At 65.2% G+C, this 26571-nt stretch carries 26 protein-coding genes; 13 read left to right on the top strand and 13 right to left on the bottom strand.

Going from position 1 to position 26571, the window contains the following annotated elements; genetic code table 11:
* Window positions 1-4: 4 nt before the first annotated feature.
* Together XH96_RS18310 and XH96_RS18305 are read right to left on the bottom strand one after the other, a co-directional pair.
* Window positions 5-442: a GNAT family N-acetyltransferase gene (locus tag XH96_RS18310; protein ID WP_194393678.1), complete on the bottom strand. Its 438-nt coding sequence runs from the start codon at window positions 440-442 to the stop codon at window positions 5-7.
* Window positions 442-1941 (bottom strand): NAD(P)H-hydrate dehydratase, encoded by a 1500-nt coding sequence (locus XH96_RS18305; protein ID WP_194393677.1) that lies wholly within the window; start codon window positions 1939-1941, stop codon window positions 442-444. Before XH96_RS18305 ends, XH96_RS18310 begins: the two co-directional genes overlap by 1 nt.
* A gap of 381 nt (window positions 1942-2322) precedes the next feature.
* Between XH96_RS18305 and XH96_RS18300 the strand changes: the two genes are divergently transcribed.
* Both XH96_RS18300 and glnA read left to right on the top strand, forming a co-directional pair.
* On the top strand, window positions 2323-2661 hold the full coding sequence (locus XH96_RS18300; RefSeq protein WP_007603495.1) for a P-II family nitrogen regulator: 339 nt from the start codon (window positions 2323-2325) through the stop codon (window positions 2659-2661).
* A 152-nt stretch (window positions 2662-2813) separates the two neighbouring features.
* On the top strand, window positions 2814-4223 hold the full coding sequence (gene glnA / locus XH96_RS18295; RefSeq protein WP_194393676.1) for a type I glutamate--ammonia ligase: 1410 nt from the start codon (window positions 2814-2816) through the stop codon (window positions 4221-4223).
* A 139-nt stretch (window positions 4224-4362) separates the two neighbouring features.
* Here the strand turns inward: glnA and XH96_RS18290 are convergent, their stop codons facing one another.
* A complete protein-coding gene (locus XH96_RS18290) occupies window positions 4363-5136 on the bottom strand; it encodes a gamma-glutamyl-gamma-aminobutyrate hydrolase family protein (RefSeq protein ID WP_194393675.1) in 774 nt (257 codons plus the stop codon).
* Between the two features lie 279 nt (window positions 5137-5415).
* On the opposite strand from XH96_RS18290, the gene XH96_RS18285 reads away from it, so the two are divergent.
* Window positions 5416-6567 carry an AI-2E family transporter gene (locus XH96_RS18285; protein WP_194393674.1) on the top strand — a complete coding sequence of 384 codons (1152 nt, stop codon included), beginning with the start codon at window positions 5416-5418 and terminating at the stop codon, window positions 6565-6567.
* 111 nt (window positions 6568-6678) lie between these two features.
* Here XH96_RS18285 and XH96_RS18280 read toward each other — a convergent pair whose 3' ends face one another.
* The 6 genes from XH96_RS18280 to XH96_RS18255 form a co-directional block, all read right to left on the bottom strand.
* On the bottom strand, window positions 6679-6975 hold the full coding sequence (locus tag XH96_RS18280) for an antibiotic biosynthesis monooxygenase (protein WP_131868129.1): 297 nt from the start codon (window positions 6973-6975) through the stop codon (window positions 6679-6681).
* Between the two features lie 114 nt (window positions 6976-7089).
* On the bottom strand, window positions 7090-7326 hold the full coding sequence (locus tag XH96_RS18275) for a hypothetical protein (protein WP_131868128.1): 237 nt from the start codon (window positions 7324-7326) through the stop codon (window positions 7090-7092).
* A 56-nt stretch (window positions 7327-7382) separates the two neighbouring features.
* Window positions 7383-8603 (bottom strand): GGDEF domain-containing protein, encoded by a 1221-nt coding sequence (locus tag XH96_RS18270; RefSeq protein ID WP_194393673.1) that lies wholly within the window; start codon window positions 8601-8603, stop codon window positions 7383-7385.
* Between the two features lie 229 nt (window positions 8604-8832).
* Window positions 8833-9312 carry a 30S ribosomal protein S9 gene (rpsI, locus tag XH96_RS18265; protein WP_028178828.1) on the bottom strand — a complete coding sequence of 160 codons (480 nt, stop codon included), beginning with the start codon at window positions 9310-9312 and terminating at the stop codon, window positions 8833-8835.
* 1 nt (window position 9313) lies between these two features.
* Window positions 9314-9778 (bottom strand): 50S ribosomal protein L13, encoded by a 465-nt coding sequence (rplM, locus tag XH96_RS18260; protein ID WP_011087726.1) that lies wholly within the window; start codon window positions 9776-9778, stop codon window positions 9314-9316.
* A gap of 156 nt (window positions 9779-9934) precedes the next feature.
* Window positions 9935-10363 carry a PaaI family thioesterase gene (locus XH96_RS18255; RefSeq protein ID WP_061877809.1) on the bottom strand — a complete coding sequence of 143 codons (429 nt, stop codon included), beginning with the start codon at window positions 10361-10363 and terminating at the stop codon, window positions 9935-9937.
* Window positions 10364-10449: 86 nt separating this feature from the next.
* On the opposite strand from XH96_RS18255, the gene XH96_RS18250 reads away from it, so the two are divergent.
* The 4 genes from XH96_RS18250 to XH96_RS18235 all read left to right on the top strand — a co-directional run bounded on the left by XH96_RS18250 (window position 10450) and on the right by XH96_RS18235 (window position 13868).
* Window positions 10450-11274, top strand: coding sequence for an enoyl-CoA hydratase (locus XH96_RS18250; protein WP_194393672.1), 825 nt, complete (start codon window positions 10450-10452; stop codon window positions 11272-11274).
* A 25-nt stretch (window positions 11275-11299) separates the two neighbouring features.
* Window positions 11300-11884, top strand: coding sequence for a CoA-binding protein (locus XH96_RS18245; RefSeq protein ID WP_194394172.1), 585 nt, complete (start codon window positions 11300-11302; stop codon window positions 11882-11884).
* 138 nt (window positions 11885-12022) lie between these two features.
* The gene (locus XH96_RS18240) at window positions 12023-13303 is read left to right on the top strand and encodes an O-acetylhomoserine aminocarboxypropyltransferase (RefSeq protein WP_194393671.1); all 1281 of its coding nucleotides are present in this window, start codon (window positions 12023-12025) and stop codon (window positions 13301-13303) included.
* A gap of 220 nt (window positions 13304-13523) precedes the next feature.
* Window positions 13524-13868: a hypothetical protein gene (locus tag XH96_RS18235; protein ID WP_194393670.1), complete on the top strand. Its 345-nt coding sequence runs from the start codon at window positions 13524-13526 to the stop codon at window positions 13866-13868.
* 26 nt (window positions 13869-13894) lie between these two features.
* Here XH96_RS18235 and XH96_RS18230 read toward each other — a convergent pair whose 3' ends face one another.
* Window positions 13895-14977 carry a COX15/CtaA family protein gene (locus tag XH96_RS18230; protein WP_194393669.1) on the bottom strand — a complete coding sequence of 361 codons (1083 nt, stop codon included), beginning with the start codon at window positions 14975-14977 and terminating at the stop codon, window positions 13895-13897.
* A gap of 93 nt (window positions 14978-15070) precedes the next feature.
* Here XH96_RS18230 and XH96_RS18225 point away from each other — a divergent pair, with 93 nt between their 5' ends.
* Complete coding sequence (locus XH96_RS18225; protein ID WP_194393668.1) at window positions 15071-15292, top strand: DUF2842 domain-containing protein; 222 nt, start codon at window positions 15071-15073, stop codon at window positions 15290-15292.
* On the opposite strand, the gene XH96_RS18220 is transcribed toward XH96_RS18225, so the two are convergent.
* A complete protein-coding gene (locus XH96_RS18220; RefSeq protein ID WP_194393667.1) occupies window positions 15289-16335 on the bottom strand; it encodes a polysaccharide deacetylase family protein in 1047 nt (348 codons plus the stop codon). The genes XH96_RS18225 and XH96_RS18220 overlap by 4 nt on opposite strands.
* 129 nt (window positions 16336-16464) lie before the next feature.
* On the opposite strand from XH96_RS18220, the gene XH96_RS18215 reads away from it, so the two are divergent.
* Window positions 16465-17646, top strand: a complete 1182-nt coding sequence (locus XH96_RS18215; RefSeq protein ID WP_194393666.1) for a GNAT family N-acetyltransferase — start codon at window positions 16465-16467, stop codon at window positions 17644-17646.
* 271 nt (window positions 17647-17917) lie between these two features.
* Here the strand turns inward: XH96_RS18215 and XH96_RS18210 are convergent, their stop codons facing one another.
* Window positions 17918-20203, bottom strand: a complete 2286-nt coding sequence (locus XH96_RS18210) for an exopolysaccharide transport family protein (RefSeq protein ID WP_194393665.1) — start codon at window positions 20201-20203, stop codon at window positions 17918-17920.
* 201 nt (window positions 20204-20404) lie between these two features.
* Here XH96_RS18210 and XH96_RS18205 point away from each other — a divergent pair, with 201 nt between their 5' ends.
* The 3 genes from XH96_RS18205 (at window position 20405) to XH96_RS18195 (ending at window position 24634) form a co-directional block, all read left to right on the top strand.
* Entirely contained in the window at window positions 20405-21538 is a 1134-nt protein-coding gene (locus XH96_RS18205) for a glycosyltransferase family 4 protein (RefSeq protein WP_194393664.1), read from the top strand.
* 118 nt (window positions 21539-21656) lie between these two features.
* Window positions 21657-23207, top strand: coding sequence for an undecaprenyl-phosphate glucose phosphotransferase (locus XH96_RS18200; protein WP_194393663.1), 1551 nt, complete (start codon window positions 21657-21659; stop codon window positions 23205-23207).
* A 170-nt stretch (window positions 23208-23377) separates the two neighbouring features.
* Window positions 23378-24634, top strand: coding sequence for an O-antigen ligase (locus tag XH96_RS18195; protein WP_194393662.1), 1257 nt, complete (start codon window positions 23378-23380; stop codon window positions 24632-24634).
* On the opposite strand, the gene XH96_RS18190 is transcribed toward XH96_RS18195, so the two are convergent.
* Window positions 24603-25079: a MarR family winged helix-turn-helix transcriptional regulator gene (locus XH96_RS18190; protein ID WP_194394171.1), complete on the bottom strand. Its 477-nt coding sequence runs from the start codon at window positions 25077-25079 to the stop codon at window positions 24603-24605. The genes XH96_RS18195 and XH96_RS18190 overlap by 32 nt on opposite strands.
* A gap of 147 nt (window positions 25080-25226) precedes the next feature.
* Here XH96_RS18190 and XH96_RS18185 point away from each other — a divergent pair, with 147 nt between their 5' ends.
* Window positions 25227-26423, top strand: coding sequence for an FAD-dependent monooxygenase (locus XH96_RS18185; RefSeq protein ID WP_194393661.1), 1197 nt, complete (start codon window positions 25227-25229; stop codon window positions 26421-26423).
* The last annotated feature ends 148 nt before the right edge of the window (window positions 26424-26571 follow it).

Here is a 26571-nt window from a genome sequence, read left to right as displayed (position 1 = left end):
ACGCCTACTGGCGCGTCCAGAGGTAGCGGGCGTCGGGCTCAAGCTCCTCATTCCGCGCCCCGTCGGTTTCCTCGACCAGCTTGAACCCGCGCGCCTCATAGAAGCGTCGCGCCGGCGCGTTGCGCTGGAAGGCCCAGAGCTCCAGCCGATCGCAAGCGCCTTTGGCGATGTCGAGGAGGTCCGTGCCGACGCCGCGGCCTTGTGCGACCGGAAGCACGTAGAGCTGTTCGACCCAGCGGTCGCGGAAGGCGATGATCCCGCAAAGCTCATCGCCGTCGAAACGGCCCCACACGCTGCACGTCGGAAAGACACGCTCGCGATAGAACCAGCGGTCCTCGTCCGGCGTGTGCAACCCGGCGAGCCACGGCATCGCCTGGTCAAAAGCCGTTCGATGGACACACGCCGCCACGTCCATATCGGCGAGCGCGAGGCGCCTCAGCACTAGTACTCCACCCCCAGCGCATCATAGATCCGCCGGTGCACGGCCGGCAGCGTCTCGGTCAGGTCCTCGGCGATCAGGCCCGGCCCGGCTTCGCTCGCCGCCTCGCCGTGCATCCAGACGCCGATGCTGGCGGCTTCGAAAGCCGGGACGCCTTGCGCCAGGAGCCCTGCGATGATGCCGGAGAGCACGTCGCCGGCACCGGCCGTGGCCAGCCAGGGCGGCGCGTTGGCGGCGATGGTGGCGCGGCCGTCAGGGGCGGCGATGGTGGTGTCCGGGCCCTTCAGGAGCACGACGGCGCCGGAGCGCTCGGCAGCAGCGCGGACGCGCTCGAGCTTGGAGCGGCCGGGATGCTTGTTGCTGAGATCGGAGAACAGGCGCGGAAACTCGCCCTCGTGCGGGGTCAGCACCACCACATTGTCCTGCGAGGACTTGATCGATTCGAACAGGCGCTCGGGGGTCGCGGCAAAGCTCGTCAGCGCATCCGCATCGAGCACCACTTGCCGCTGCGCCTTGAGAGCGGTGTGAACGAGGTCGCAGGTGCGCTGACCGATGCCCGCGCCGGGACCGATGATGCAGGTACTGTAACGCTTGTCGCCGAGCAGCTCGCCGAACTCGAGGGCGGTGTCGACGGGGCGAACCATCACCGCAGTCAGCGCGCCCGCATTGATCGCGAGCGCATCGCGCGGGCTCGCCAGCGTCACGAGGCCCGCGCCGGCCCGCAGCGCGCCGCGCGCAGCAAGCCGCGCGGCGCCTGTCGCTGCCGCGTCGCCGGACACCGCCAGCACGTGACCCCGCGCGTATTTGTGGCCATCGATGCGCGGCACCGGAAAGGCGGCGCCCCAGAGATCCGGATCGTTCTCGAAGGTCCGCGGCGCGATTTCGTCCAGCACCTGCGCGTCGATGCCGATGTCGGCGACGCGCACGCGGCCGCAATGCATCCGCCCGGGCAGAAGCAGATGCGCCGGCTTCTTGCGGAAGAAGGTGACGGTCTCGGTGGCGTTCACCGCCACCCCCATCACGGCCGCGCTGGTGCCGTTGATGCCGCTCGGCAGGTCCACCGCGAGCACCGGGGCACCGTTGGCGTTGATCGCCTCGATCATTTCGCGCGCTTCGCCGTCGACGGGACGGCTGAGACCGGCACCGAACAGTGCATCGACGATCAGCGCAGGCTTTCCGATCGCCTGGGGGTTGAACGGAAGCACCGGATGCTTCCAGCCGCGCGCCGCGGAGGCCGCATCGCCCTGGAGCTGGTCGCGCTCGCACATCGGGATCACCGAGACCTCCCGCCCCTGGGCAGCGAGCTCGGCGGCCGCGACAAAGCCGTCGCCGCCATTGTTGCCCGGGCCGGCCACGATCAGGATCGGCCCCTCCTCCGCCAGCGCATGGGCGGCCTTGGCGACCGCCTGGCCCGCGCTCAGCATCAGCTTGAAACCGGGCGTCCCGGCCGCAATGGCGAGCTGGTCGGCGCGCTGCATTTCGGCGTTGGTCAGAACTTCCATGCCACTTCCTAGTACAATCGCCTCTTCAACAGGCACCTTCCGTGCCGACCCGACGGCGAAAACATCGATCTGCACATATATTGAACTGTTTGCCTATTTCGTAGTCTTCGGTATTTTGGGCAGATCGGCGCCACCACCCAGGGATGCTCGTTAAAAGGCTGATAACGCTCCAATAACCAGGGCATTTGCAACTTGGCATAGACCCTGCTTTCGAGGAAGCCGCTTCGGTTCGTCGTGCTCACTGGCATCTTACAGGGTGTGGCCGGCCGTTGTTGCCGGACTGGTCAGGGATCCCGGCATAGAGAAGACAAGATCGTGCGTTGAGAGATGCGCATCCTGACGAAGACGTTGCTATTTGATCGAAAGGCCGGGAGTCGCGCAGTGAAGAAAATCGAAGCCATCATCAAGCCATTCAAGCTAGACGAGGTGAAGGAAGCGCTTCAGGAAGTCGGTCTTCAGGGCATCACCGTCACCGAAGCCAAGGGCTTCGGCCGGCAGAAGGGTCATGCCGAACTTTACCGCGGCGCAGAATACATCGTCGACTTCCTGCCGAAGGTAAAAATCGAGATCGTGATCGGCGACGATCTGGTCGAGCGCGCCATCGACGCGATCCGCCGCGCCGCGCAGACCGGCCGCATCGGCGACGGCAAGATCTTCGTCTCCAACATCGAAGAAGCGATCCGCATCAGGACCGGCGAATCCGGGCTGGACGCTATCTGAGCCGGGTGCTATCCCGCGTTTTGCGACACTCCGACAAGAAATAAGGCTGCTTCGGCGGCCTGATTTCGTTTGTGCGGTCGCGCAAAACTCGCCCAAAGCGAGAACGAGTTTGCTCATCTGGAAACCGATCCGCAGAGCCAAAAGGGGTATGCATGAAGACCGCCAAAGACGTCCTGAAATCGATCAAGGACAACGACGTCAAGTACGTCGACCTGCGCTTCACCGATCCGCGCGGCAAGTGGCAGCACGTCACGTTCGACGTCGGCATGATCGATGAAGACATCTTCGCCGAAGGGACGATGTTCGACGGGTCCTCGATCGCCGGCTGGAAGGCGATCAACGAGTCCGACATGTGCCTGATGCCCGATCCGGTGACCGCGACGATCGATCCGTTCTTCGCCGAGACCACCATGGTCATCACCTGCGACGTGCTCGAGCCGACCACCGGCGAGCCCTACAACCGCGACCCCCGCGGCATCGCCAAGAAGGCCGAGGCGATGGTGAAGTCGATGGGCGTGGGCGACGCCGTGTTCGTCGGCCCCGAGGCCGAGTTCTTCGTGTTCGACGACGTGCGCTTCTCGTCCAGCCCCTACAACACCGGCTTCCGCCTCGACTCCTCGGAGCTGCCGACCAATTCCGACACCGAATATGAAGGCGGCAATCTCGGCCACCGCGTCCGCACCAAGGGCGGCTATTTCCCGGTGCCGCCGCAGGACTCCGTGCAGGACATGCGCTCGGAGATGCTCGGGGCCATGGCCAAGATGGGCGTCAAGGTCGAGAAGCATCACCACGAGGTCGCTTCCGCCCAGCACGAGCTCGGCATGAAGTTCGACACGCTGACGCTGATGGCCGACCACCTCCAGATCTACAAGTACTGCATCCATCAGGTCGCGCACATCTACGGCAAGACCGCCACCTTCATGCCGAAGCCGGTCTACGGCGACAACGGCTCGGGCATGCATGTGCACCAGTCGATCTGGAAGGACGGCAAGCCGGTGTTCGCCGGCAACAAATATGCCGACCTGTCGGAGACCTGCCTCCACTACATCGGCGGCATCATCAAGCACGCCAAGGCGATCAACGCCTTCACCAACCCCTCGACCAACTCCTACAAGCGTCTGGTCCCGGGCTATGAGGCCCCCGTCCTGCTCGCCTATTCCGCGCGCAACCGCTCGGCGTCCTGCCGCATCCCCTACACCGCTTCGCCGAAGGCCAAGCGCGTCGAGGTGCGCTTCCCCGATCCGCTCGCCAATCCCTATCTCGGCTTCGCCGCGATGCTGATGGCCGGCCTCGACGGCATCAAGAACAAGATCGATCCGGGTCCGGCGATGGACAAGGACCTCTACGACCTGCCGAAGGAAGAGCTGAAGCAGATTCCGACGGTATGCGGCAGTTTGCGCGAGGCGCTCGAAAACCTCGACAAGGACCGCGCCTTCCTCAAGGCCGGCGGCGTGTTCGACGACGACTTCATCGACGCCTATATCGAGCTGAAGATGACCGAGGTCGAGCGCTTCGAGATGACCCCGCACCCCATCGAGTTCGACATGTACTATTCGGGCTGATCGGCTCGAACAGACCACGACAGGCAAAAGGCGCTTCCGGAAGGAGGCGCCTTTTCGTTTGAGGAGGCCGCAGCCGCATGACGCGGCTGACGGTGCTGGCAGCTTGGGAGCGCTGCAGCGCGTCCGGACCCAACGCGCGCTACGCCGCCGCCTTTTGCCGCGCGGCCAGTGCCTGGCCAAAGGCCTCGAACAGCTTGCGGTTGATCGGATTGTGCTGCGGATCGTACTCCGCATGCCATTGCACGCCGAGCGCAAAGGCCGGGGCTTCAGCGATGCGGATCGCTTCGATGGTGCCGTCCTCGGCAACGCCCTCGATCAGGACGCGCTTGCCGGGTTCGAGAATGCCCTGGCCGTGCAGCGAATTCACCCGGATCCTCTCGCAGCCGAGGATTTTCGCGAACGCCCCGCCCGGCGTCAGGTCGACATCATGGCGGTCGGCGAACACCACCGTCGGATCGGGATGTATCTCGCCGTTCTCGAGCCGGGGCATGCGATGGTTCATGCGGCCCGGGATCTCGCGGATCTCGGGATGCAGCGAGCCGCCGAAGGCGACGTTCATCTCCTGGAGACCGCGGCAGATGCCGAACAGGGGGATGCCGCGGGAGACGCAGGCGACGGAGAGCGCCAGTGCCACCTCGTCGCGGTGGATGTCGTAGGGCTCGTGCTTCTCGCAAGGATCGACATTGAAACGGGTCGGATGCACGTTGGCGCGGGCGCCGGTGAGGATGATGCCGTCCACGGTATCGAGCAGCGCCGCGATATCCGTGATGTCGGGCGAGCCCGCGAACATCACCGGCAAGCCGCCGGAGACCTCAGCCACGGCGCGCAGGTTTCGCTCGCCGACCATCTGGACCTGAAATCGATTTTCGACGCGATGGGAATTCCCGATCACGCCGACGACCGGCTTTCTCATCTGTCGTTCCGCGCCTCCAGGTAAGAAGATTCTGTCAACATGCCCCTCCGATGGAACAAATTCAACAGAAGGGATCGCGGGACGGCAATGCTATTTTCGCGCAAATACCCGGACTGGAGCGCCGTGGCAGGCCGGGCGGTGGCGAGTCCGATCGCTCGGAGGGGACTTACAGCCCCGCGTTGGCGGCCAGCGCGCCGATCCGGCGCGTGTCCCGCTTGATCCGCGCCAGGATTTCGCGAAAGAGTGCGCTGGCGCCGCCTCCCTCGAAAAGGACCCAATGTGACGATTCCCAGAGATGAACGCTCCCGGACCCGCAGCGACCTGGCTCGGGATCAGGCCTGGGCGATTTCGGTGGGAGGCATCGGCGTCGTGCTGTTCACCGCACTGCTCGCCTTCACATGGTATTTTGCGGCCACCCTGCTGCTGATCTTCACGGGCATGCTGCTCGGACTCGGCCTCAACGCGCTGGTCCATGCGCTCGGCCGCCGGGTTCACCTGCCTCATACGGTCCGACTTGCGATCGTCTGCGTCGCGCTCGCCCTGCTTCTCGCCGGCATCGCCTATCTGGGCGGCGCCACCATTGCCGAACAGGCCTCGCTGCTGAGCAAGACCATCAAGTCACAGATCGTGAATGTCAGGTCCTTCCTGGAAACCCACGGCATCGACACCAGCTTCTTCGATCTCGGCAACGCAGCGTCGGACGCCTCGGCCACGACGTCGCCGGACGCAACGCCCGCGCCGGCGGCGCCATCGCGCGGGCCCCTGCCCGGTGCCGGCGCGCTCGCCTCCAGCGGCGGGGCGATCGTCAGCCAGACCTTCAAGCTGCTGCTCGGCACCATTCACGGCGTGGGCAACGTCTTCATCGTGCTGTTCCTGGGCCTCGCCTTCGCCGCCCAGCCCGGCGTCTATCACGATGGCCTGCTGTTCCTCGCACCGGCGAGGCACCGCACGCGTGTCGCCCTCGTCATCGACCGTATCAGCGAAACACTGGAGCGCTGGCTGATCGCCCAGATCATCGTCATGATCGCGGTCGGCGTCGTGACCTGGATCGGGCTTGCGATCATCGGCATCCCCGGCGCGTTCATCTTAGGGATCCAGGCGGGTCTGCTCGCCTTCATTCCCACCGTCGGAGCCATCATCGCCGGCGTCATCGTGGTGCTGGCAAGCCTCGCCTCGGGCTGGATCCCGGCTTTGTCGGCCTTTCTCCTCTTCATGGGCGTGCACGCGATGGAGAGCTACGTGCTGACGCCGATCCTGCAGCGGCAGGCGCTCGACATCCCGCCGGCCACGCTGTTCGCGTTCCAGATCCTGCTTGGCGTCGTGTTCGGCATCTGGGGCCTCGCGCTGGCGCTGCCATTGGTCGCCATCGCCAAGGTCATGATCGACCATTTCAAGACGTATGAGGCGCCGCCGCTCGCCGAGGCGGCGTAGAGTATGATCCGGACCCGAAGGGCCGCGTTAACGCAAACTGCGCAGCGGTTCTCCCTCGCGACAAACGCGGAACGCGTTTGCGCGGAGATCATGCTCCAGAAATAGAGCCGCTCAGGTCGTCAGCACGGTCTCGGTGTGCTCGACCTCGGGGGGCGAGGCAAAATACTGGCCGACGAGGCCGCGCCATTCGGTGAAACTCTCCGAGCCGCGGAAGTCGACGGTGTGGTTCTCCAGCGTCGCCCACTTCACCATCAGCCGGTAGCGCTGCGGCTTCTCGATGGATTTGTGCAATTCGAAGCCATGAAACCCCTTGGAGCCGCCGAAGGCGGCCTTGGCCTTGGCGACGGCCGCCTCGAAATCCTTCTCGCTGCCCGGCTTGACGTCGATTTGCGCGATCTCGGTGATCATCGGTTTCCACCTTTTCGTTCGATCGGCGTGTCTACCGCAGACGGCGACAAAGAAAAAGGCGCTGCAACGGCGCCTGGCTCACTGGAATATGCAGGTCTCTTGAATGCAGGCCTGTCAGGCGAGCAGCAAAACGGTGCCCGCAACGATGAACACGCAACCGACGAACATTGCGAACGGCCAATAGCTGCGGTGCTGGCCATAGCGCCCCTGCGCGCGACGCTCGGCGATCAGCGCCGTCTCGTATTCATCGGCGGTCGAGAACAGACAGGCGAAGCCTCCGCGTGCAGAGGCCGCGGCTGCTTCGAGTGACATCAGGGTGATTTGCGGATTCTGTCGACGGATCGATTCCATGAGCGCAATGGTAGGAATCGAACGGTAAACAGAGGATTACCGCAAGGCCCCTGCGATCAGGCGGTGGCCGGGCGCGCCTGCGGCGCGCCGATCCGTGCCGCGCTCTGGCGGCGCCAGTTCTCCAGCGACAGTGGCAGCTCCTCGGCCGCCTCGACGCGGTTACGGCCGCCGCGCTTGGCCTGGTAGAGCGCGGTGTCGGCCGAGGCCAGCAGCACTTCGAGCTCGGTGCCGGCCGGACCGCCGGCGACACCGATGCTGACGGTGGTGTCGACCGGGCCCTCGTCGACCACGACGCCGGAGGTCTCGAACGCTTCGCGCACGCGCTCGGCGACCAGCACGCCCTCCTCCAGCGAACACGGCAGGAGCGCGGCGAACTCCTCGCCGCCGATGCGGCCCGAGAGATCGGAGATACGCAAATTGCTGACGACGACGGTGGAGAACAGCTTCAGCATCTCGTCGCCGGCGGGATGGCCGAAGCGGTCGTTGATCGACTTGAAGTGGTCGATGTCGAAGATCATCACGGTCACGGGCCGCCCGGCCTTGGCCTCGCGCTCGATCACGCGCGCGCAGGCCTCCGAGAAGCCGCGGCGGTTGAGCATGCCGGTCAAAGGATCGGTGGACGCCGCGGTCCGGTGCGCGGTGACGGTGCGCTCCGACACCAGCATGAAGATCACGAACACGGTGCCGACGGCGTAGAGCACGAGCTCGACCGCGAATACGGTCACCCAGATGCTCGATGAAAAGCCGGCGTCGTGAGGACGCAGGAAGCTGCCGATCAGGATCGGCAGCATCAACACGCAGCCGTGCATCACCGGCACCACGAAGGCGGGCCAGCGCCGTTGCAGGCTCTTGCGCCGCTCGACCCAGAGCTCGCTCGCGGTCAGCGCCGCATAGATCGAGACGATACCGGCACCGAGGAGCATGCGCAGCATGGACGCGGCGGGATCGAGCAGCGTCGCAGCAGTGACCCAGGCGAGCGCACCAAGCACGAGACCGGGCCAGTTCGGCTTGCGGCCGTGGAAGACGCGCGCCGCATTCCACACCATGCCGCAGGCGACGAAACCGACGGCGTTCAGCGCAAGGTAAATATGAGGACCCAGCCTGTCGCCCGCCGCGGTCCACAGCGCGACCGAGGCGGCACCGAGCAGATAGGCGGTGCCCCACCATTTCAGCGCGGGGCTGTTCTCCTGCTTGCCGAAAAACACCATCATGGCGCCGAGCAGTGCGGCGACCATGGTGGCGACCAAATAGAGCGTGATGCTATCGAGCGACATCATGTCGGCCCCCTCTAGAACATAGCAGTTACGCGATCGGCACATCCGATTTGCGCGCCCTTCCACAGGCGACGCTAGGTCCGGCGAGTTCCATTCAGGTTTTCGCGGACGCCCAAGTTTTCGGGAAACACGCCGTCAATTTGCATACAAACGAACAGCAAAAAGGGCGCTGAAATCAGCGCCCTTTTGCATCTCATTGAAGCCGCTTTCGCGGCGAATGCGACAAAAGCGATTAACGCTTCGAGAACTGGAAGGAGCGGCGGGCCTTGGCCTTGCCGTACTTCTTGCGCTCGACCACGCGCGAGTCGCGGGTGAGGAAGCCGCCCTTCTTGAGCACGCCGCGCAGCTCCGGCTCGAAATAGGTGAGCGCCTTGGAGATGCCGTGACGGACCGCGCCGGCCTGGCCGGACAGGCCGCCGCCGGCGACGGTGCAGATCACGTCGTACTGGCCCGAACGCTGGGCCACCGAGAACGGCTGCTCGATCATCATGCGCAGCACGGGACGGGCGAAATAGACCTCGACCTCGCGCGAGTTGACGGTGACCTTGCCGGCGCCCGGCTTGATCCAAACGCGAGCGACCGCGTCCTTGCGCTTGCCGGTGGCATAGGCGCGGTTGAACTTGTCGACCTTCTTCTCGTGCTTGGGCGCCTCGGGCGCTGCCGCCGTCTTGAGCTGCGAGAGCTGGTCGAGCGACTGGATGGATTCGGCCATGTTATGCGGCCCTCGTGTTCTTGCGGTTCAACTTGGCGATATCGATCTTCTCGGGCTGCTGCGCCTCGTGCGGATGATCGGCCCCGCCGTAGACGCGGAGGTTGCCCATCTGCACGCGGCCGAGCGGGCCACGCGGGATCATGCGCTCGACAGCCTTCTCGAGCACGCGCTCGGGATGCTTGCCTTCGAGGATCTGGCGCGCGGTGCGCTCCTTGACGTGGCCGACATAGCCGGTGTGCTTGTAGTAGGTCTTCTGCTCGCGCTTGCGGCCGGTGAGGACCGCATGCTGCGCGTTGATGATGATGACGTTGTCGCCGCAATCGACGTGCGGGGTGTAGGTCGGGAGGTGCTTGCCGCGGAGCCGCATGGCGACGATGGTGGCGAGACGGCCGACGACCAGACCCTTGGCGTCGATCAGCACCCACTTCTTCGTCACCTCGGCCGGCTTTGCCGAAAAGGTTTTCATGTCAGAATTTCCGTGAGGGAGACGTCGGCGCGAACACCGCACCGGACTGCGCGGTTTTCTAGAGAAGAGACGCGCAACGGTCAATGCCCAACGGCGGAAATTACTTTCGTAAAATCAGCTACTTACAAATATGGTACTATATTACCTGCAAAAACATCAAACATTTGGAATGGAATAGGTGGAGGTGACATGGGCAATCGGATCGGGTGAGGTTCCCGAAAGCAGGTTCACTTCCCCGACCGCGAGGCGCTTGCCGAGCTTGAGCAGCCGCGCCTCCGCCAGCACGTCCTGCCCGGGCTGGCCCTTGCGCAGGAAATTGATGTTGAGATTGGTGGTGACCGCGAGCCCGATCGGCCCGATCGCCGACAAAAGCACCACGTACATCGCGAAATCGGCGAGCGCCATCAGCGTCGGACCGGACACGGTTCCACCCGGCCGCAGCATCCGTTCGCTGTAGCGCTGGCGCAGGAGGCAGGTCTGGCCGTCCGCGCTCTCGATCGTGATGTCGTCACCGCTGAAGGCCTGGGGAAATTCATCACGGAGGAACAGCTCGAGCTCCGCCACGCTCATCCTCGCTACCGCCATGCCGTTCCCCACCCTCGCTTCGCTTGCTCTGTTACATTAAGTTATCTGTGTCATCCAATTGCAATCATGTAGCGGAAATCGCGTCAATGTCCGTCCATGCCGCCCGCACCCCCTCCCCGCAACCACAGATCCTGCTGCGCGAGACGATCGGCAGCATCGCGGTCCTGACGCTCAACCGCCCGGCCGCGCGCAACAGCCTGTCGGAGGCGATGATCGCGGGCCTGCATGCCGAGCTCAATGATATCAGCAGCGACAAGGCCGTCCGCGGCGTGGTGATCGCGGCCCACGGCCCCGCCTTCTCCGCCGGCCACGACATGAAGGAACTCACCGCACGCCGCACCGATCCGGATCGCGGCCGCGCCTTCTTCGCCGAGATGATGAACGCCTGTAGTGCGATGATGCAGGCGATCGTGCACCTGCCGAAGCCGGTGGTCGCCGCCGTCCAGGGCATCGCGACCGCGGCCGGCTGCCAGCTCGTCGCGAGCTGCGATCTCGCGATCGCCTCCGAGGCGGCGAGCTTTGCGACGCCCGGCGTCGACATCGGCCTGTTCTGCTCGACGCCGATGGTGGCGCTGTCGCGCAACGTGCCGCGCAAGCAGGCGATGGAGATGCTGCTGACGGGCGAGCCGATTCCCGCCGTGCGTGCCCGCGAGATCGGGCTCGTCAATCGCGTCGTTCCCGCCGGCACCGAGCGCGAGGCCGCGATTGCGCTGGCGCAGAAGGTCGCGTTGAAATCCGCCCACACGATCAAGCTCGGCAAGGAGGCGTTCTACCGCCAGGCCGAGATGAGCCTTGCAGACGCCTATCGCTATGCGGCAGAGGTGATGACCGAGAACATGATGGCGCGCGACGCCGAGGAAGGCATCGGCGCGTTCATCGAGAAGCGCACGCCGACATGGCGGGATGAGTGACCCCGTCAACAAGAAAAGACAAGTGATGAACCACGACGCCTATCCCGACAATTACATCCGCGGCATCCTGAACAGCGTGAAATCGATCGCGATGGTCGGCGCCTCGCCGGTCAACGTGCGGCCGAGCTATTTCGCGTTCAAATATCTGGCGCAGCGCGGTTACGACATGATCCCGATCAACCCCGGCCATGTCGGCAAGGAGCTGCTCGGAAAGCCGTTCGTCGCCTCCCTCTCCGACCTCGGGCGTCCCGTCGACATGATCGACATCTTTCGTAATTCCAGCCACATCATGCCTGTCATCGAAGAGGCGCTCACGCTCGATCCGCTGCCGAAGGTGATCTGGATGCAACTCGGCGCACGCGACGATGCCGCGGCGGCAAAGGCGGAGTCGGTCGGCATCAAGGTGGTCATGAACCGCTGCCCGAAGATCGAGTATGGCCGGCTGTCGTCCGAAATATCCTGGATGGGCGTGAATTCGCGCACGCTCAGCTCGAAGCGGGCGCCGGTACCGACGCAGGGCATGCGGCTATCCCTCAATCGGATGAGTGTCGGCGGCGGCGATACCGCAGCATCGGATCGCGCCGCGAAAAACAAGAGCGAACAGAGCTGACGCACTTGCGAAGGATTTCTTTCGCGAACGCGACAATGCGCAGCACGATCATTCCGATGTGAAGCCGCGCCTTGACGGCGAGCGCGGCGCCTATCAGCATGCCTCGCGATTTCAGACAACGAGAAACAGGACGCCCAAATGAGCGATCGCCTTCCGGGATTTTCGACTCTTGCCGTGCATGCCGGTGCGCAGCCCGACCCCACCACCGGTGCGCGCGCAACGCCGATCTATCAGACGACGTCCTTCGTCTTCAACGATGCCGACCACGCCGCCTCGCTGTTCGGCCTGCAGGCGTTCGGCAACATCTATACCCGCATCGGCAACCCGACCAATGCCGTGCTCGAAGAGCGCGTCGCCGCGCTTGAAGGCGGCACGGCCGCGCTGGCGGTGGCTTCCGGCCACGCCGCGCAGGTCGTGGTGTTGCAGCAATTGCTCCAGCCCGGCGACGAGTTCATCGCCGCGCGAAAGCTCTATGGCGGCTCGATCAACCAGTTCACGCACGCCTTCAAGAGTTTCGGCTGGAATGTGGTGTGGGCCGATCCCGACGATATCGCGAGCTTCGAGCGCGCGGTGACGCCGCGCACGAAAGCCATCTTCATCGAGTCCATCGCCAACCCCGCCGGCAGCATCACCGATATCGAGGCGATCTCGACGGTGGCGCGCAAAGCGGGTGTGCCGCTGATCGTCGACAACACGCTGGCTTCGCCCTATTTGATCCGCCCGATCGACCACGGCGCCGACATCGTCGTGCACTCGCTGACGAAATTCCTGGGCGGCCACGGCAACTCGCTCGGCGGGATCATCGTCGACGCCGGCACCTTCGACTGGTCCACGGGCGGCAAATATCCGATGCTGTCGGAGCCGCGCCCCGAATATCACGGCATCCGCCTCCAGGAGACCTTTGGCAATTTCGCCTTCGCGATCGCCTGCCGCGTGCTCGGCCTGCGCGACCTCGGACCGGCACTGTCGCCCTTCAACGCCTTCATGATCCTCACCGGAATCGAGACGCTGCCGCTGCGCATGCAGAGGCACTGCGACAACGCCAAGGCGGTTGCCGAATTTCTCGCCGGCCACCCCGCGGTGGCCTCGGTCAGCTATGCCGGCCTTCCGAGCGACAAGTACAACCAGCTCGCCCGCAAATATGCGCCGAGGGGCGCCGGCGCGGTGTTCACCTTCAGCCTGAAGGGCGGCTATGACGCCGGTGTCAGCCTGGTGTCGAAGCTGCAGCTGTTCTCGCACCTCGCCAATGTCGGCGACACCCGCTCGCTCGTGATCCATCCGGCCTCGACCACGCACAGCCAGCTCGACGACGCCGCCAAGATCAAGTCCGGTGCCGGCCCCGACGTGGTGCGGCTCTCGGTCGGCATCGAGGACAAGGAAGACCTGATCGCGGATCTGGAACAGGCGCTGGGGGCGTAGTTTTCCGCGTCGTTCCGGGGCGCGCGATAGCGCGAACCTCAGGTGCGCAATTGCGCACCGGGGAACCTCGATCTTGTCTGATCCAGCTGGAGGTTCCGGGTTGGGTGCTTCGCACCGCCCCGGATGACGGCGGCCGTTTGGCCGTCGTCAGTTAACAGTCATTAACCACATCTGCCCCATACATCGTCCTTGGATCGCCCCTTTTGATTCGGAGCCGACGATGCTGCGCTGGATGGTGCCTGCCCTTGCGGCGATGCTGACGGTTTCAGGCGCGCTGGCCGCCGATCTGCCGGCGACGCCGAAGCGGCGCGCCGCCGTGCCGCCGCAGGATCCGCCGCAGGTCTATGTCGAGACCGATCCGGATGCGCTGATCTCGCCGGCCTATGGCATCGGCAGCTACATCCGCAACCTGCCGGGCACGCCGCTGCTGCCCGGCTCCAACACCTTGCCGGGCTATTACGGCCGCCCCTGGAGCTACGATTATCAGGGCGCGTATTACGGCGGGAAGCAGGTCGATTATTTCTGGCGTCTGCCCTACGCGTGCGGCGTTTACGGCTATTGCTGATCTCCGATCAGCCGGGCTGATGGTGATCAGCCGGGCTGACTGACCGGAACCGCGCGCGGCTCTGCCTGCGCTGATTGTCGCGTCGCCAGCCGTTCGACCTGCATCACCGCTAGCGTCAACACCACGATCGCGACCGCCTGGTGGGCGAGCGCCAGATCGATCGGCACCTGGTTGAGCAGCGTGAGGATGCCGAGCACCGCCTGCAGGCTCACGGCCGCAAACAGCCACAGCGCGCCGATCGCCGCCGACCCTGCGCGCGAGCGCACCGCGTCGATTGCGTGCAGCGCCGCAAGCGCGAACAGCAGATAGGCGGTCATGCGGTGCTCGAACTGCACGGTCAGCACGTTGTCGAACATGTTGCGCCACCACGGAGTCTCGAACCACAACCGTTCCGCCGACGGGATGAACGCGCCGTCGATCTGCGGCCAGGTGTTGTAGGCGCGCCCGGCGCGGAGGCCCGCGACCAGCGCGCCGAAATAGATCTGCACGAAGGTCACGGCGAGAAGCAGCGCGCTCATGAGCCGCAGCCGCGCGGGCGACGAGATCTGCGGCCGCTCCTTGAGCCGCCGCACCGTCCAGACGATCCCGGCGAAGATCAGAAGCGCCAGCACCAGGTGTGTCGCCAGCCGGTATTGCGAGACCTCGACCCGCTCGGTCAGGCCCGAGGCCACCATCCACCAGCCGACGGCCCCCTGCAGACCGCCGAGCGCGAACAGCAGCCACAGCCGCCGCTTCAGCTCGCCCGACAGGCCGCCGCGCCAGAGGAAGAACAGGAACGGCAAGAGATAAGCGATACCGATGAAGCGCCCGAGCAGCCGGTGGCTCCACTCCCACCAGAAAATCTCCTTGAACTCGGACAGGCTCATGCCGGCGTTGAGCTCGCGATATTGCGGGATCTTCTTGTAGGCCTCGAATGCTTCGGTCCACTGCGCCTCGGAGAGCGGCGGAACACTGCCCGTGACCGGCTTCCACTCGACGATCGAGAGGCCGGATTCCGTCAGCCGCGTCGCGCCGCCGACCAGCACCATCAGTGCGATCAGCGCGGCCACTGCGATCAGCCACCAGCGCACGGCGCGATGCGGTTCGGACGGGGTGGAAATCGTCGTCATTCGGAGCAAAAACCAGGCTTGAACCGGACTGCGTGCCCCTTATAGTCCCCCGCTCCTTCAGTGCAAGTTACGCGAAAGCAGCAAGCTCCCGCCATGACGATCCGCACCCGCAAGTTCCTCGGCGCCATCCTGCTCCTGGTGCTGGCCACGGTCTGGTCCCTGCTTGGCATGGCGGCCGCGCAGATGCCGTGGATCGCCGAGTCCGGCTGGCGGCAGGCGATCTACTATGTCGTGATCGGCATGGGCTGGGTGCTGCCGGCGATGCCGATCGTGAGCTGGATGCAGCGGCCCGACCGCGTCAAGTCCACGCGTTAAGTCTGGCCCATCACGCTGCCCGTCGGTTTCACCGGCGCAAAGGCGACACCCGACGCCAGCACGCGCAGCATCCGCAGCGAACGCACTCGTCCGTCCCAGGAAATCCGCGGCAGCGCGCGCAGATTGGTGCGGCCCTCCGCGTCCACGATACCCGGGATCGTCGACACCGCGCTGGCAAATCCGGCCTCCTCCGCCATCACGACGTGGCTGCGCCGAAACGAAGAGCGATCGCCGAACGGGAAAGCGAAATGCCTGATCTCGCGGCCAAAAGCCGCTTCCGCGACGGCCTTGCCCATCGCCATCTCGCGCAGCGCGGCGGCATCCTTCATGTTGGCGAGAACGGGATAGTCGACGGTCGCGCTGCCGACCGTCACGAGCGGATCGGCTGCCAGCTGCGCCAGGTCTTCCCAATCCATCGACGCCTCGCGCGAGAGCGCGGCGAGATCGATCCTGTAGCGCGTGCAGAGATCGGCAATCGCGGCCGACAGCTCCGCGGGCGGCAACGAGCGCAGCCAGCTCTCGAGATACGAAAACAGTGCCTGCTTCCCGGCATTGTCGGTGACGGTGAAACGTTGCTCCCTGTCGCCCATCATCAGGCTGAGCCGGCTCTCGCGCGCGATCACCTGTTCGAGACCGAGCCACCAGGCTTCGCCGACGCCGTCGGGAAAGGCGGTGGGCACATAGATCGTGAAAGGTACGGCATGGCGCCTCAGCACCGGATAGGCGAAGCTGATGAGGTCCTTGGGCGCACCATCGAAGGTCAGCGCCACGAAACGACGCTTCTCCGGCAGCGTCACGGCGCGCCGGCAGACCTCGTCCATGCCGAGGAAATCGTACCTCCACCGCTTCAGCGCGCGGATGGCGCGATCGAGGAATTGCGGCGTGATCTCGTTGGCGCGCAGCGGCTGAAATCCTCGCCGCCGCGGGCGCACATGCGCAAAGCGCAGGATGACGCCGGCACCGCGACTGTGCAGCATGGCCCGGCCAGTGAACCAGGCCAGTTCAAGGCGCAGCCGTTCCAGCCATCTGTCGTCGGATGCCAAATTCCCGCCCTTCGCGCTCGCCGGCGCCCGTTCCCCTCTCCCATCGTCATTACCCTTTGTTGACCTTTGTTTGCAAAGGTCGGCCACAGGCCGAAATACGTATTCTGGATTTCTCGACAGGTTTCGCGAATGACCATGGCTGCGGCGATGCAAAGCCGGACGGCAGAAGCGCCAGCGCGGTCGAAAGCGAGCCGTATCGCGCAGGTCGATATCGTCACCGATCTCGCCGAGGCCGAGGCGATCTGGCGTGCCTTCGAGGCGAACGGCCATCTCTTCACGCCCTACCAACGCTTCGACCTGCTCAGCCCGTGGCAACGCCTGGTGGGCACCCATGAAGGCGCCCGGCCGTTCATCGTGATCGCCCGCGACGCCGAGCGCCACCCGCTGCTGCTGCTGCCGCTCTCGCAACGCCAAAGCCACGGCGTGCGCACGGCTTGCTTCATGGGCGGCAAGCATACGACCTTCAACATGGCCCTGTGGAATGCCGAGTTCGCGGCACAGGCCGCCGTCGCCGATCTCGACGCACTGCTTGCGCCGCTGCGAGAGCATCTCGACGTGCTCGTGCTGACGCAGCAGCCGCAGCGCTGGCATGACCAGCAGAACCCGTTTGCGCTACTGCCGCGACAGAGCGCGATCAACGGCTGTCCCCGGCTGGTGATGGAGCCCGGCGGCCCGCCGGCATCGCGGATCAGCAATTCGCTTCGTCGCCGTCTCAAGAGCAAGGAAAAGAAGCTTCAGTCGCTCGCCGGCTACCGCTATCACCTGGCCACGTCGGACGCGGACATCACCCGGCTGCTCGACTGGTTCTTCCGCGTCAAGCCGGTGCGGATGGCGGAGCAGAAGCTCCCGAACGTCTTCGCCGAGCCCGGCGTCGAACAGTTCGTCCGCAGCGCCTGCCTTGCGCCGCGCAGTGAAGGCCGCGTCATCGACATCCATGCGCTGGAATGCGACGAGGAGGTGATCGCGATCTTCGCCGGCGTCGCCGACGGCGAGCGCTTCTCGATGATGTTCAACACCTACACGATGTCCGAGCACGCCCGCTACAGCCCGGGCCTGATCCTGATGCGCTACATCATCGATCGCTGTGCCGAATTCGGCTACCGCTCGCTCGACCTCGGCATCGGCTCGGACGAGTACAAGCGAATGTTCTGCAAGGACGACGAGGACATTTTCGACAGCTTCGTGCCCCTGACCTCCCGCGGCAAGCTCGCGGCGATGGCGATGTCCTCGCTCAGCCACGGCAAGCGGCTGGTGAAGCAGAACCAGATGCTGTTCGACATGGCCCGACGGCTGCGGCAGGCGTTCGGGTAAAGAACTCGCGAGCTGGCTTCCCTTCTCCCCTTGCGGGAGAAGGTGGCGCGAAGCGCCGGATGAGGGGTTCTCTCCGCGAACACAGATATCGTAGGGTGGGCAAAGCGAAGCGTGCCCACCACGTCTGTCGAAAACCGCTGGAGTGTGGTGGGCACGGCGCAAGTGCGCCTTTGCCCACCCTACGATTCCCGACTCGTGGAAGATACCACTCACCCGTCTCGCCGCTACGCGGCGAGACACCCTCTCCCACAAGAGGAGATCGCAAGAGAGATCACGCCGCCACGACGCGCGGCGCTTCCATCGCATCCGACGGCTGCACCGGCTTGCTCAGCATCGTCACCTCGCTGAAGCCGACCTCCCTCAGCTGCTCGCACATCAGCGTGCGGGCATCAGCGGCCATCGACGCATCGGGCACCACGACGGCGCGGGCATGCGCCGTCAGCAGTTCGGCCGGAAGATCGGAGGCGCTGCCGGCATCGATGAGCACGTGGTCGTAGGCGCGCAGCAGCGCGTCGATCGCGAGCGCCACGCGCGGCGATTGCAGCAGGCTGCGGTCGAAGCCGGGACGACCGGCCATGACCAGATGCAGACGCGAGAGCTTGTCGCGGGTGATGATCTGGGCGAACGAGGCCTCACCCTGCATCAGCTCGGCGAGGCCCGGCGCCGACGCATCGACGGAGACCGCGGCAATGATCGGCGAGGACGCGGCGAGATCGACCACGACGACGCGGGCATCGCGCGCCAGGCGCCGGGCGAGCGTCAACGTCGACAGCGTGATGGCGGCGCCGGGCGCGGTGCCGAGCACCGTGACCTTCTTCGCGGCCGCGCCCGCGGCACGCAGGCGGTCGGCGAGGTGCTCGATCTCGGCGAACTCCGTCACACCGGCGTCGGCCGTGATCTCCGGCTGAAGCGGCGCCGGCTCTTCGGTGACGGGTGCGACGACTGGCTCCACCACCAATTCTTGCCGAGCCACCGCCGGCTCCCGCCGAACCGCCGCCGGCGTGAACACGGCTGCCGCACGCGGCGCAGTCTGGCGCAAGAGTTCACCGGTGACGACGACACCGGACGACAGCAGCAGCGTCGCGATGGTCGCGATCAGCACGATCGGCAGCTTCTTCGGATAGGCCGGCGTGTTCGAGACCATGGCGCGCGAGATGATGCGGCCGTCCGTCGGCGCGGTATCGATGGTTTCGCGGGTATTGGCTTCGCGGTACTTGGCCAGATAGGTCTCGAGCAGGTCGCGCTGCGCCTTGGCTTCGCGCTCCAGGGCGCGGAGCTGGACATCCTGGCCGTTGGTCGAGGCCGCCTGCTTCTTGAGCTGCTCGAGGCTCACGGTCAGGCCATCGACCCGGCCGCTGGCGATCCGGGCGTCGTTTTCGAGCGAGCGCGAGATCTTGGCCGCTTCGTCGCGGATTTGATTGTCGAGATCGCCGAGCTGCGCCTTCAGCTCCTTGATCCGCGGATGATTGCCGAGCAGCGTGGATGACTGTTCGGCGAGCTGCGCGCGCAGGGTCACCCTCTGCTCCGACAGCCGGCGCATCAATTCGGAGTTCACGACCTCGGATGCCTCGATCGGCTTGCCGGTCTGGAGCATCTCCTTGATCAGCCGCGCCTTGGATTCCGCATCCGCCTTCATCGAGCGCGCATTGTTGAGCTGGGTGTTCACCTCGCCCATCTGCTGGTTCGACAGCGTGGTGTTGTTGGTCCCGACGAACAGGCTCGACTTGGAACGGAAGTCCTCGACCCTCGCCTCGGCCTCCGAGACCTTCTTGCGCAGGCTCTCGATCTCGCCGGCCAGCCACTGGCTGGCGTTCTTGGCCTGCTCCTGGCGCACGCCCTGCTGGAGCACGAGATAGCCGTCGGCGATCGAATTGGCGACGCGGGCGGCAAGCTCGGGATCGGCGGACTGGAATTCGATCACGATCACGCGCGACTTGTCGACCGCGTAGGCCTGGAGGCGTTCGTAATAGGCATCGAGCACGCGCTCTTCCGGCGTCATCGAGAACGGATCGCGGGCGATACCGATGAGCGCGGCAAGCGATTTCAGAGGCGAGACGCCTTGCAGCACCGGGTCGAATTCGGGGCGTTCCGCGAGCTTGTTCTTTCTGATGATCTCCCGCGCGAGGTCGCGCGACAACACCAGCTGCACCTGGCTGGTGACGGCCTCGGCGTCGAGCGCCTGCCGCTCCTCGGTGCGGTCGCTGTTCGGGCGCAGGAACACGTTCTCGCGGCCGTCGATCAGGATGCGGGCTTCAGACTTGTAGCGCGGCGTGACGAGATTGACGACAGCGAGGGACGCAACGAGCGCCAGCATCGTCGGCACGATGATCCAGCTGCGCTTGCGCGCCAATGCCGCTCCAAGCGCGCGCAGGTCGATGTCGCCGGATTCGACTTGGGCCGGCTTCGTGGTAACCGGCGCAGCGCCTGCTTCAACCTCGGCTTCGATCTTGGGCTCGACCTTGGGCTCGACCTTGGGCGCAGGCTTGGGTCTGGACTTCGAGACTGCCCGCTCGATCACCGCCTTGGCCTTGCTGTCACGCCAGAACGCTAAACGCATCGAACACTCCCGCAGGGCAACGCTGCGACTCTACCTCAACCGGGGCGATTACACTCCATTAAGGTTGCCGCTGGGTTAATCGCGGCGGCCGGCGGCCGACCCGCGTGCGCTCGTCACCGTTTGTTAACCACGAGGGCCCTTAATCCCTCACGATTATTTCGCGAGAATTGTTCGGCAGTCGCCGTCGATCTGGTTTCGATCATGTCCTCCTCTCCCGACCGGCCACTTCGCATCCTGCACGCCGTGCGTGCTCCGGTCGGAGGCATCTTCCGCCACATCCTCGACGTCGCCAACGGCCAGGTCGACCGCGGCCATCATGTCGGCATTCTCGCCGACAGCCTCACCGGAGGGGAGCGCGCCGACAAGGCGCTCGCCGAGCTCGCGCCTAGGCTGAAGCTCGGCGTGCACCGGCTCGCGATCCGCCGCGAGCCGTCGCCCGACGATGTCATGGTATGGCTTCGCATGCGGCGCCTGATCGCCACGCTCAAGCCCGACGTGATGCACGGCCATGGCGCCAAGGCCGGCGCCTTCATCCGCATGCGGCGGCGCTCCGACGACACCATCCGCATCTACACCCCGCATGGCGGTTCGCTGCACTATCCCCTCAACACCCTAAAGGGCGAGTTCTACGCACGGCTCGAGCGCGCGCTGATGGATTCGACCGACCTGTTCCTGTTCGAGAGCGCATTTGCCCGCGACACCTATCAACGCATCGTCGGCACGCCCAAGGGCGTGGTGCGCTGCGTCTTCAATGGCGTCACTCCCGAGGAGTTCGAGCCTGTCGTGACGGCCGACGATGCCACCGACCTCGCTTATGTCGGCGAGTTCAGGCACATCAAGGGCGCGGATCTGCTGGTCGATGCCGTGGCGCAGCTGCATGCGGGCGGCAGGAAGGTCACGCTGACGCTCGGCGGCGACGGCGAGGAAACGGCGGCGTTGAAAGCGCAGGTCGAGAGGCTGGGACTCTCCGACGCCATCCGCTTCATCGGCCACGTCAAGCCGCGCTACGGCTTCTCCAAGGGGCGGCTGCTGATCGTCCCCTCGCGCGGCGATTCCATGCCTTACGTGGTGATCGAGGCGGGTGCCGCCGGTATTCCGATGATCGCGTCCCGCATCGGCGGCATTCCCGAGATCTTCGGCTCCGACAGCCCCGCTTTGTTTGCACCGAGCAATCCCGAGGCCATGGCGGAGGCGATCGCCGCGGCGCTGGACGATCCGCAAACGACCGCACAGCGCGCGACGTCCTTGCGCGAGCGCATCTCGGCACATTTCTCGCAAGCCGCGATGGTCGAGGGCGTGCTCGCCGGCTATCGCGACGCATTTGCCAATCATTAACCATCCTTAAGCTCGCTTTAGAAAATCTTCCGATTTGTTCGATAATCGAGGCGCCAGGGGATGCCTGCCCGGGGCGCGCAAGACCGTGCCGCGGGCTTTGGAATGGACGTGGACACCCGTGGAACCGCTCAACGCACGCTCGATGCTCGATGCCGCGACCAGTGCCGCGGCAAAACCGGCTGACCAGTCCTTCGTGGAGCGCCGTCGCCGGCTCTCGCCTGCCGCGCTCGACGTGGTCAACCAGAAGGTCGCCCGCGCCTATTCGCCGGTCGTGATCGCCGGTTTCGTCCGTCTGGCCGACTTCGTGCTGCTGAGCCTCGTCGGCATTGCGCTCTATGTCGGCTATGTCATGCCGCTCTCCGGCGCCTTCAGCTGGATCTATCCCGTCGAGGTCGTCGCCGTCGCGGTCGCTGCCGTGGTCTGCTTCCAGGCCGCCGATATCTACCAGGTGCAGCTGTTCCGTGGTCAGCTGCGGCAGATGACGCGGATGATCTCGTCCTGGTCCTTCGTTTTCCTGCTGTTCATCGGCATCTCCTTTTTCGCCAAGTACGGCAGCGAAATCTCGCGGCTGTGGCTTGCCGCCTTCTACTTCCTCGGACTTGCCGCGCTGATGGCCGAGCGCCTGGCGCTGCGCGCGCTGGTGCGTCGCTGGGCGCGCCAGGGCCGGCTCGACCGCCGCACCATCATCGTCGGCTCCGACAGCAACGGCGAGCAGCTGGTCGAGGCGCTGAAGGCGCAGGAAGACTCCGACATCCACGTGCTCGGCGTGTTCGACGACCGCAACGACAGCCGCGCGCTCGACACCTGCGCCGGCGCGCGCAAGCTCGGCAAGGTCGACGACATCGTCGAGTTCGCCCGCCGCACCCGCGTCGACCTCGTGCTGTTCGCGCTGCCGATCTCGGCGGAAACGCGCATCCTGGAGATGCTGAAGAAGCTCTGGGTGCTGCCGGTCGACATTCGCCTGTCCGCGCACACCAACAAGCTGCGTTTCCGTCCCCGCTCCTATTCCTATCTCGGCGAGGTGCCGACACTGGACGTGTTCGAGGCGCCGATCACCGACTGGGATCTGGTGATGAAGTGGCTGTTCGACCGCCTCGTCGGCAGCCTCGCGCTGCTCGCAGCGCTGCCGGTGATGGGACTGGTGGCGCTGGCGGTGAAGCTCGACAGCCCCGGCCCGGTGTTGTTCCGCCAGAAGCGCTTCGGCTTCAACAACGAGCGCATCGACGTCTACAAATTCCGCTCGATGTACCATCATCAGGCCGACCCGACCGCATCGAAGGTCGTGACCAAGAACGATCCGCGCGTCACCCGCGTCGGCCGCTTCATCCGTAAGACCAGCCTCGACGAGCTGCCGCAGCTCTTCAACGTGGTGTTTTCAGGCAATCTCTCGCTGGTCGGCCCGCGGCCGCATGCGGTGCAGGGCAAGCTCCAAAGCCGTCTGTTCGACGAAGCCGTCGACGGCTATTTCGCCCGCCACCGCGTCAAGCCAGGCATTACCGGCTGGGCCCAGATCAACGGCTGGCGCGGCGAGATCGACAATGAAGAGAAGATCCAGAAGCGCGTCGAGTTCGACCTCTATTACATCGAGAACTGGTCGGTGCTGTTCGACCTCTACATCCTCCTGAAGACGCCGATCTCGCTGCTGACCAAGAACGAGAACGCGTATTGAATTGAGTTTCCCGGTCATGCCCCCGCCTTGCAATTGCGCACTGGGGCGGGGCATCCAGTACGCCGCGGCGCCAGCCGTTCTTCACGATAGGCGCCGCAGAGTACTGGATCGCCCGGTCAAGCCGGGCGATGACAGCTGTGTTTGTAGCGTACGAGTAGCGTGAGCGTGTAATGGCGTATGCGGCGACAGCCGGTGAAGTGAAATTGGCCGCACCGGCTGCGCCCGGCGTGCTTGCGCTGCAGCGCGCGCTGGTGTGGCTGGTCGGCGCCTCCGGCGCGATCGTCTTCATCGAACCGAGCCCCTACGAGATCGCGACGCTGCTCGCGACCGTCACCTTCTTCGCCACCGGCCTGCGCCTGCGGCTCGCGCTGATGCCGCTGGTAGCGCTGCTGGTTCTGCTCAATGTGGGCTACACCATCAGCGCGATCCCGCTATTCGATAAGCCCGAGGTGGTGACCTGGATCGCGACCTCCTGGTACATGGCGGTGACCGTGGTGTTCTTCGCGATGGTCATTTCGGAAGACACGGCGGCCCGGCTCGACATGCTCCGCCGCGGGCTCGTGGTCGGCGCGATGGTGGCCTCGCTCCTGGCGGTCGCCGGCTACTTCCACCTCGTGCCCGGCGGCAACGACCTCCTGACGCTCTACGGACGCGCGCGCGGCACGTTCAAGGACCCCAACGTGCTCGGCGCCTTCCTGATCCTGCCGGCGCTGTTCGCGCTCCAAAGCGTGGTCTCAGACAAGTTCGGCAAGGCGTCCCGCAACGTCATCGCTTTCGGTATCATGTCGCTGGCGATCCTGCTCGCCTTCTCCCGCGCCGCCTGGGGCGGATTGGTGCTGACCTCCGCCTTCATGCTGGCGCTAATGGTGCTGACCAGCCGAACCAATGCGCAGCGCTCGCGCATCATCGTCTTGGCGATCGTCGCCGCGGTGCTGGGCCTCGCGCTGATCGCGGTGCTGCTGTCGTTCGATTCCACCGCCGAGATGTTCAAGCAGCGCGCGAGCTTCGATCAGAGCTATGACGAAGGCCGCTTCGGCCGGTTCGGCCGACACATCCTCGGCGCGGAGATGGCGCTCGACCTGCCGTTCGGGATCGGCCCCCTGCAATTCCACCGCTTCTTCCCAGAGGACACCCACAACTCCTACCTGAACGCCTTCATGTCCGGCGGCTGGCTTTCCGGCGTGTGCTATCCCGCGCTGGTCTTCACCACCGTCATCATGGGCTTCCGGCACATCTTCATCCGTGTGCCCTGGCAGCGCGCCTATCTCGCGGTGTTCTCCGCCTTCCTCGGCACCGTCGGCGAGAGCTTCGTGATCGACACCGATCACTGGCGGCACTTCTGGATGATGCTGGGCGCGATGTGGGGCATGATCGCGGCCGCGCAGGCCTACAAGATCAAGGCTGACGACGAGGCGCCTTCAGCTTGAGAGCGGGACGCTTTTCCGGCGGCGTATCGAGCAGCCCCTTCAGCGCCTCGGTTGCCGCCAGCACGCCCTTGTAGCCCTCATTGGCGAAGCGCAGCAGCAAGCGCAGTTCCTCCTCCGAATAGGCGCCGAAAACCTTCTCCATCGCCTGCTGCATCGGCACATAGAGCTCACCGATCTTCATGGCCTTCTCCGGCACGACGGAAATGAACACCTTGCGGCGGTCTTTCTCGTCGCGCTCACGGCGCACCAGCCCGGCCTTTTCGAGCCGGTCGACCACGCCGGTGATGGCGCCGGTCGTGAGGCCCGTGACCTCGGCGAGCCTCCCTGCGGTGACGCGGCCTTCGAGATACAGGATGTCCATGCATTCGAGATCGGAATTGGCAATTCCGGCAACGTTGGCAACGGTCTGCCCGTAGAGCACGCCCTGCGCGGAGGACCTGCGCATGGCGTCCTCGAGCTCCTGCAGCAGCGCAGCGCGCGCCTTCGTCCTTGACAAGGCCCACCTCATCTCTTAGTCAATATATATCTTAGCCACTAAGAGATTTAGTGGCCGTAATTTCTCCTAGCACCACGCAAACGTCGGGAGCAAGCCATGTCGCACCGTCCCCGCAAGGCCCTGATCATCGGCGCCGGCATCGCCGGGCCCGTCGTCGCGATCCTGCTGCGCCGCGCCGGCATAGAGTCCGCGATCTACGAGGCCTGGCCTTATGCGAAAGGCATCGGCGGCGGCCTTCAGATCGCGCCGAACGGCATGCATGTCTTGGACGAGATCGGGCTTGCGAACGAATTGATCAGCCGCGGCTCGGTCGCGGAAGCCTTCGACTTCTATTCGCAGGACGGCGAGAAGCTCGGCTCGATCAACCGCGACATGGCCCGGCGCTTCGGCCAGCCGGCCGTCAACGTCTCACGCGCCGCGCTGAACGAGATCCTGATCGACAAGGCCTGGTGCGCCTGCGTCTCGCTCTATTTCGAGAAGCGCCTGATCAAGATCGAGGACCGCGGTGACCAGCCGATCATCGCCTATTTCGCCGACGGCACCACGGCCGAAGGCGACTTCCTGATCGGCGCCGACGGCGTGCACTCCGTCGTGCGCCGCCAGGTGATCCCGGACGGCCCGCAGCCATTCAATACCGGTCTGATCGGCTTTGCCGGCTTCGTGCCGCATGCCGTGCTCGACGGCAGATCGATCGGCCAGCACGTCGAGACCACGTTCGGCCAGAGCGGCTTCTTTGGCTACGGACATTGCAGCCCCGATCCCGCGGACGGCGTGATGTGGTGGAGCACGCAGCCTGCGCACAGCATGGACGCCGCGAGCTTCCGCGCGCGCGACCAAGCGACGCTGAAGCAGCATCTGCGCGAATTCCACCGCAACTGGCACGATCCGATCCCCGCCATCATCGAAGCCGCCGAGAACATCGTCGTCAGCGACACGCTCGACGTCGCCACGTTGCCGACCTGGTCGCGCAAGCGCTCGCTGCTGATCGGCGATGCCGCGCACGCGACCAGTCCCCATGCCGGCCAGGGCGCCTCGCTGGCGCTCGAAGATGCGATGCGCCTCGCGCGGCTGATGCAGGAGGGCCAGGAGCTAGGCGCCACCTTCCAGGCCTTCGAGGCCGAGCGCCGTCCGCGTACCGAGAAGATCGTCGCGATGGCGCGTCGCAACGGCAACAGCAAGCGCGAGTTCAGCGCCACCGGCGCGTGGATGCGCAATCAGATGATGAAATGGCTGCTGCCGCTGGGCTCGAAGAGCATGGAGTTCATGTACGCGTATGACGCGCGGACGGTGTAGCGGCAACTGACGCTGTCATGCCTCGGCTTGACCGGGGCGTCCAGTACGTCGCGGCGGATGTGGCAAGAGTGAGCTCTCCAACGCCGGTCCCTGGAATACTGGATCGCCCGGTCAAAGCCGGGCGATGACAGCGCAGGTGTGGCGCGCG

This window comes from Bradyrhizobium sp. CCBAU 51765 (assembly GCF_015291725.1).
In the GTDB taxonomy this organism is placed as follows: Bacteria; Pseudomonadota; Alphaproteobacteria; order Rhizobiales; family Xanthobacteraceae; genus Bradyrhizobium; species Bradyrhizobium liaoningense.
The sequence above is the reverse complement of the archived record's forward strand: the minus strand, read 5'-3'. Positions and strand labels throughout refer to the sequence as shown.

Coding starts and splice junctions, on each gene's coding strand:
- XH96_RS18305 (WP_194393677.1), bottom strand. CDS start 1,941: ATGGAAGTTCTGACCAACGCCGAAATGCAGCGCGCCGACCAGCTCGCC.
- glnA (WP_194393676.1), top strand. CDS start 2,814: ATGAAGACCGCCAAAGACGTCCTGAAATCGATCAAGGACAACGACGTC.
- XH96_RS18290 (WP_194393675.1), bottom strand. CDS start 5,136: ATGAGAAAGCCGGTCGTCGGCGTGATCGGGAATTCCCATCGCGTCGAA.
- XH96_RS18280 (WP_131868129.1), bottom strand. CDS start 6,975: ATGATCACCGAGATCGCGCAAATCGACGTCAAGCCGGGCAGCGAGAAG.
- XH96_RS18275 (WP_131868128.1), bottom strand. CDS start 7,326: ATGGAATCGATCCGTCGACAGAATCCGCAAATCACCCTGATGTCACTC.
- XH96_RS18270 (WP_194393673.1), bottom strand. CDS start 8,603: ATGATGTCGCTCGATAGCATCACGCTCTATTTGGTCGCCACCATGGTC.
- rpsI (WP_028178828.1), bottom strand. CDS start 9,312: ATGGCCGAATCCATCCAGTCGCTCGACCAGCTCTCGCAGCTCAAGACG.
- rplM (WP_011087726.1), bottom strand. CDS start 9,778: ATGAAAACCTTTTCGGCAAAGCCGGCCGAGGTGACGAAGAAGTGGGTG.
- XH96_RS18255 (WP_061877809.1), bottom strand. CDS start 10,363: ATGGCGGTAGCGAGGATGAGCGTGGCGGAGCTCGAGCTGTTCCTCCGT.
- XH96_RS18250 (WP_194393672.1), top strand. CDS start 10,450: ATGTCCGTCCATGCCGCCCGCACCCCCTCCCCGCAACCACAGATCCTG.
- XH96_RS18245 (WP_194394172.1), top strand. CDS start 11,300: ATGAACCACGACGCCTATCCCGACAATTACATCCGCGGCATCCTGAAC.
- XH96_RS18240 (WP_194393671.1), top strand. CDS start 12,023: ATGAGCGATCGCCTTCCGGGATTTTCGACTCTTGCCGTGCATGCCGGT.
- XH96_RS18235 (WP_194393670.1), top strand. CDS start 13,524: ATGCTGCGCTGGATGGTGCCTGCCCTTGCGGCGATGCTGACGGTTTCA.
- XH96_RS18230 (WP_194393669.1), bottom strand. CDS start 14,977: ATGACGACGATTTCCACCCCGTCCGAACCGCATCGCGCCGTGCGCTGG.
- XH96_RS18225 (WP_194393668.1), top strand. CDS start 15,071: ATGACGATCCGCACCCGCAAGTTCCTCGGCGCCATCCTGCTCCTGGTG.
- XH96_RS18215 (WP_194393666.1), top strand. CDS start 16,465: ATGACCATGGCTGCGGCGATGCAAAGCCGGACGGCAGAAGCGCCAGCG.
- XH96_RS18210 (WP_194393665.1), bottom strand. CDS start 20,203: ATGCGTTTAGCGTTCTGGCGTGACAGCAAGGCCAAGGCGGTGATCGAG.
- XH96_RS18205 (WP_194393664.1), top strand. CDS start 20,405: ATGTCCTCCTCTCCCGACCGGCCACTTCGCATCCTGCACGCCGTGCGT.
- XH96_RS18195 (WP_194393662.1), top strand. CDS start 23,378: ATGGCGTATGCGGCGACAGCCGGTGAAGTGAAATTGGCCGCACCGGCT.
- XH96_RS18190 (WP_194394171.1), bottom strand. CDS start 25,079: ATGCGCAGGTCCTCCGCGCAGGGCGTGCTCTACGGGCAGACCGTTGCC.
- XH96_RS18185 (WP_194393661.1), top strand. CDS start 25,227: ATGTCGCACCGTCCCCGCAAGGCCCTGATCATCGGCGCCGGCATCGCC.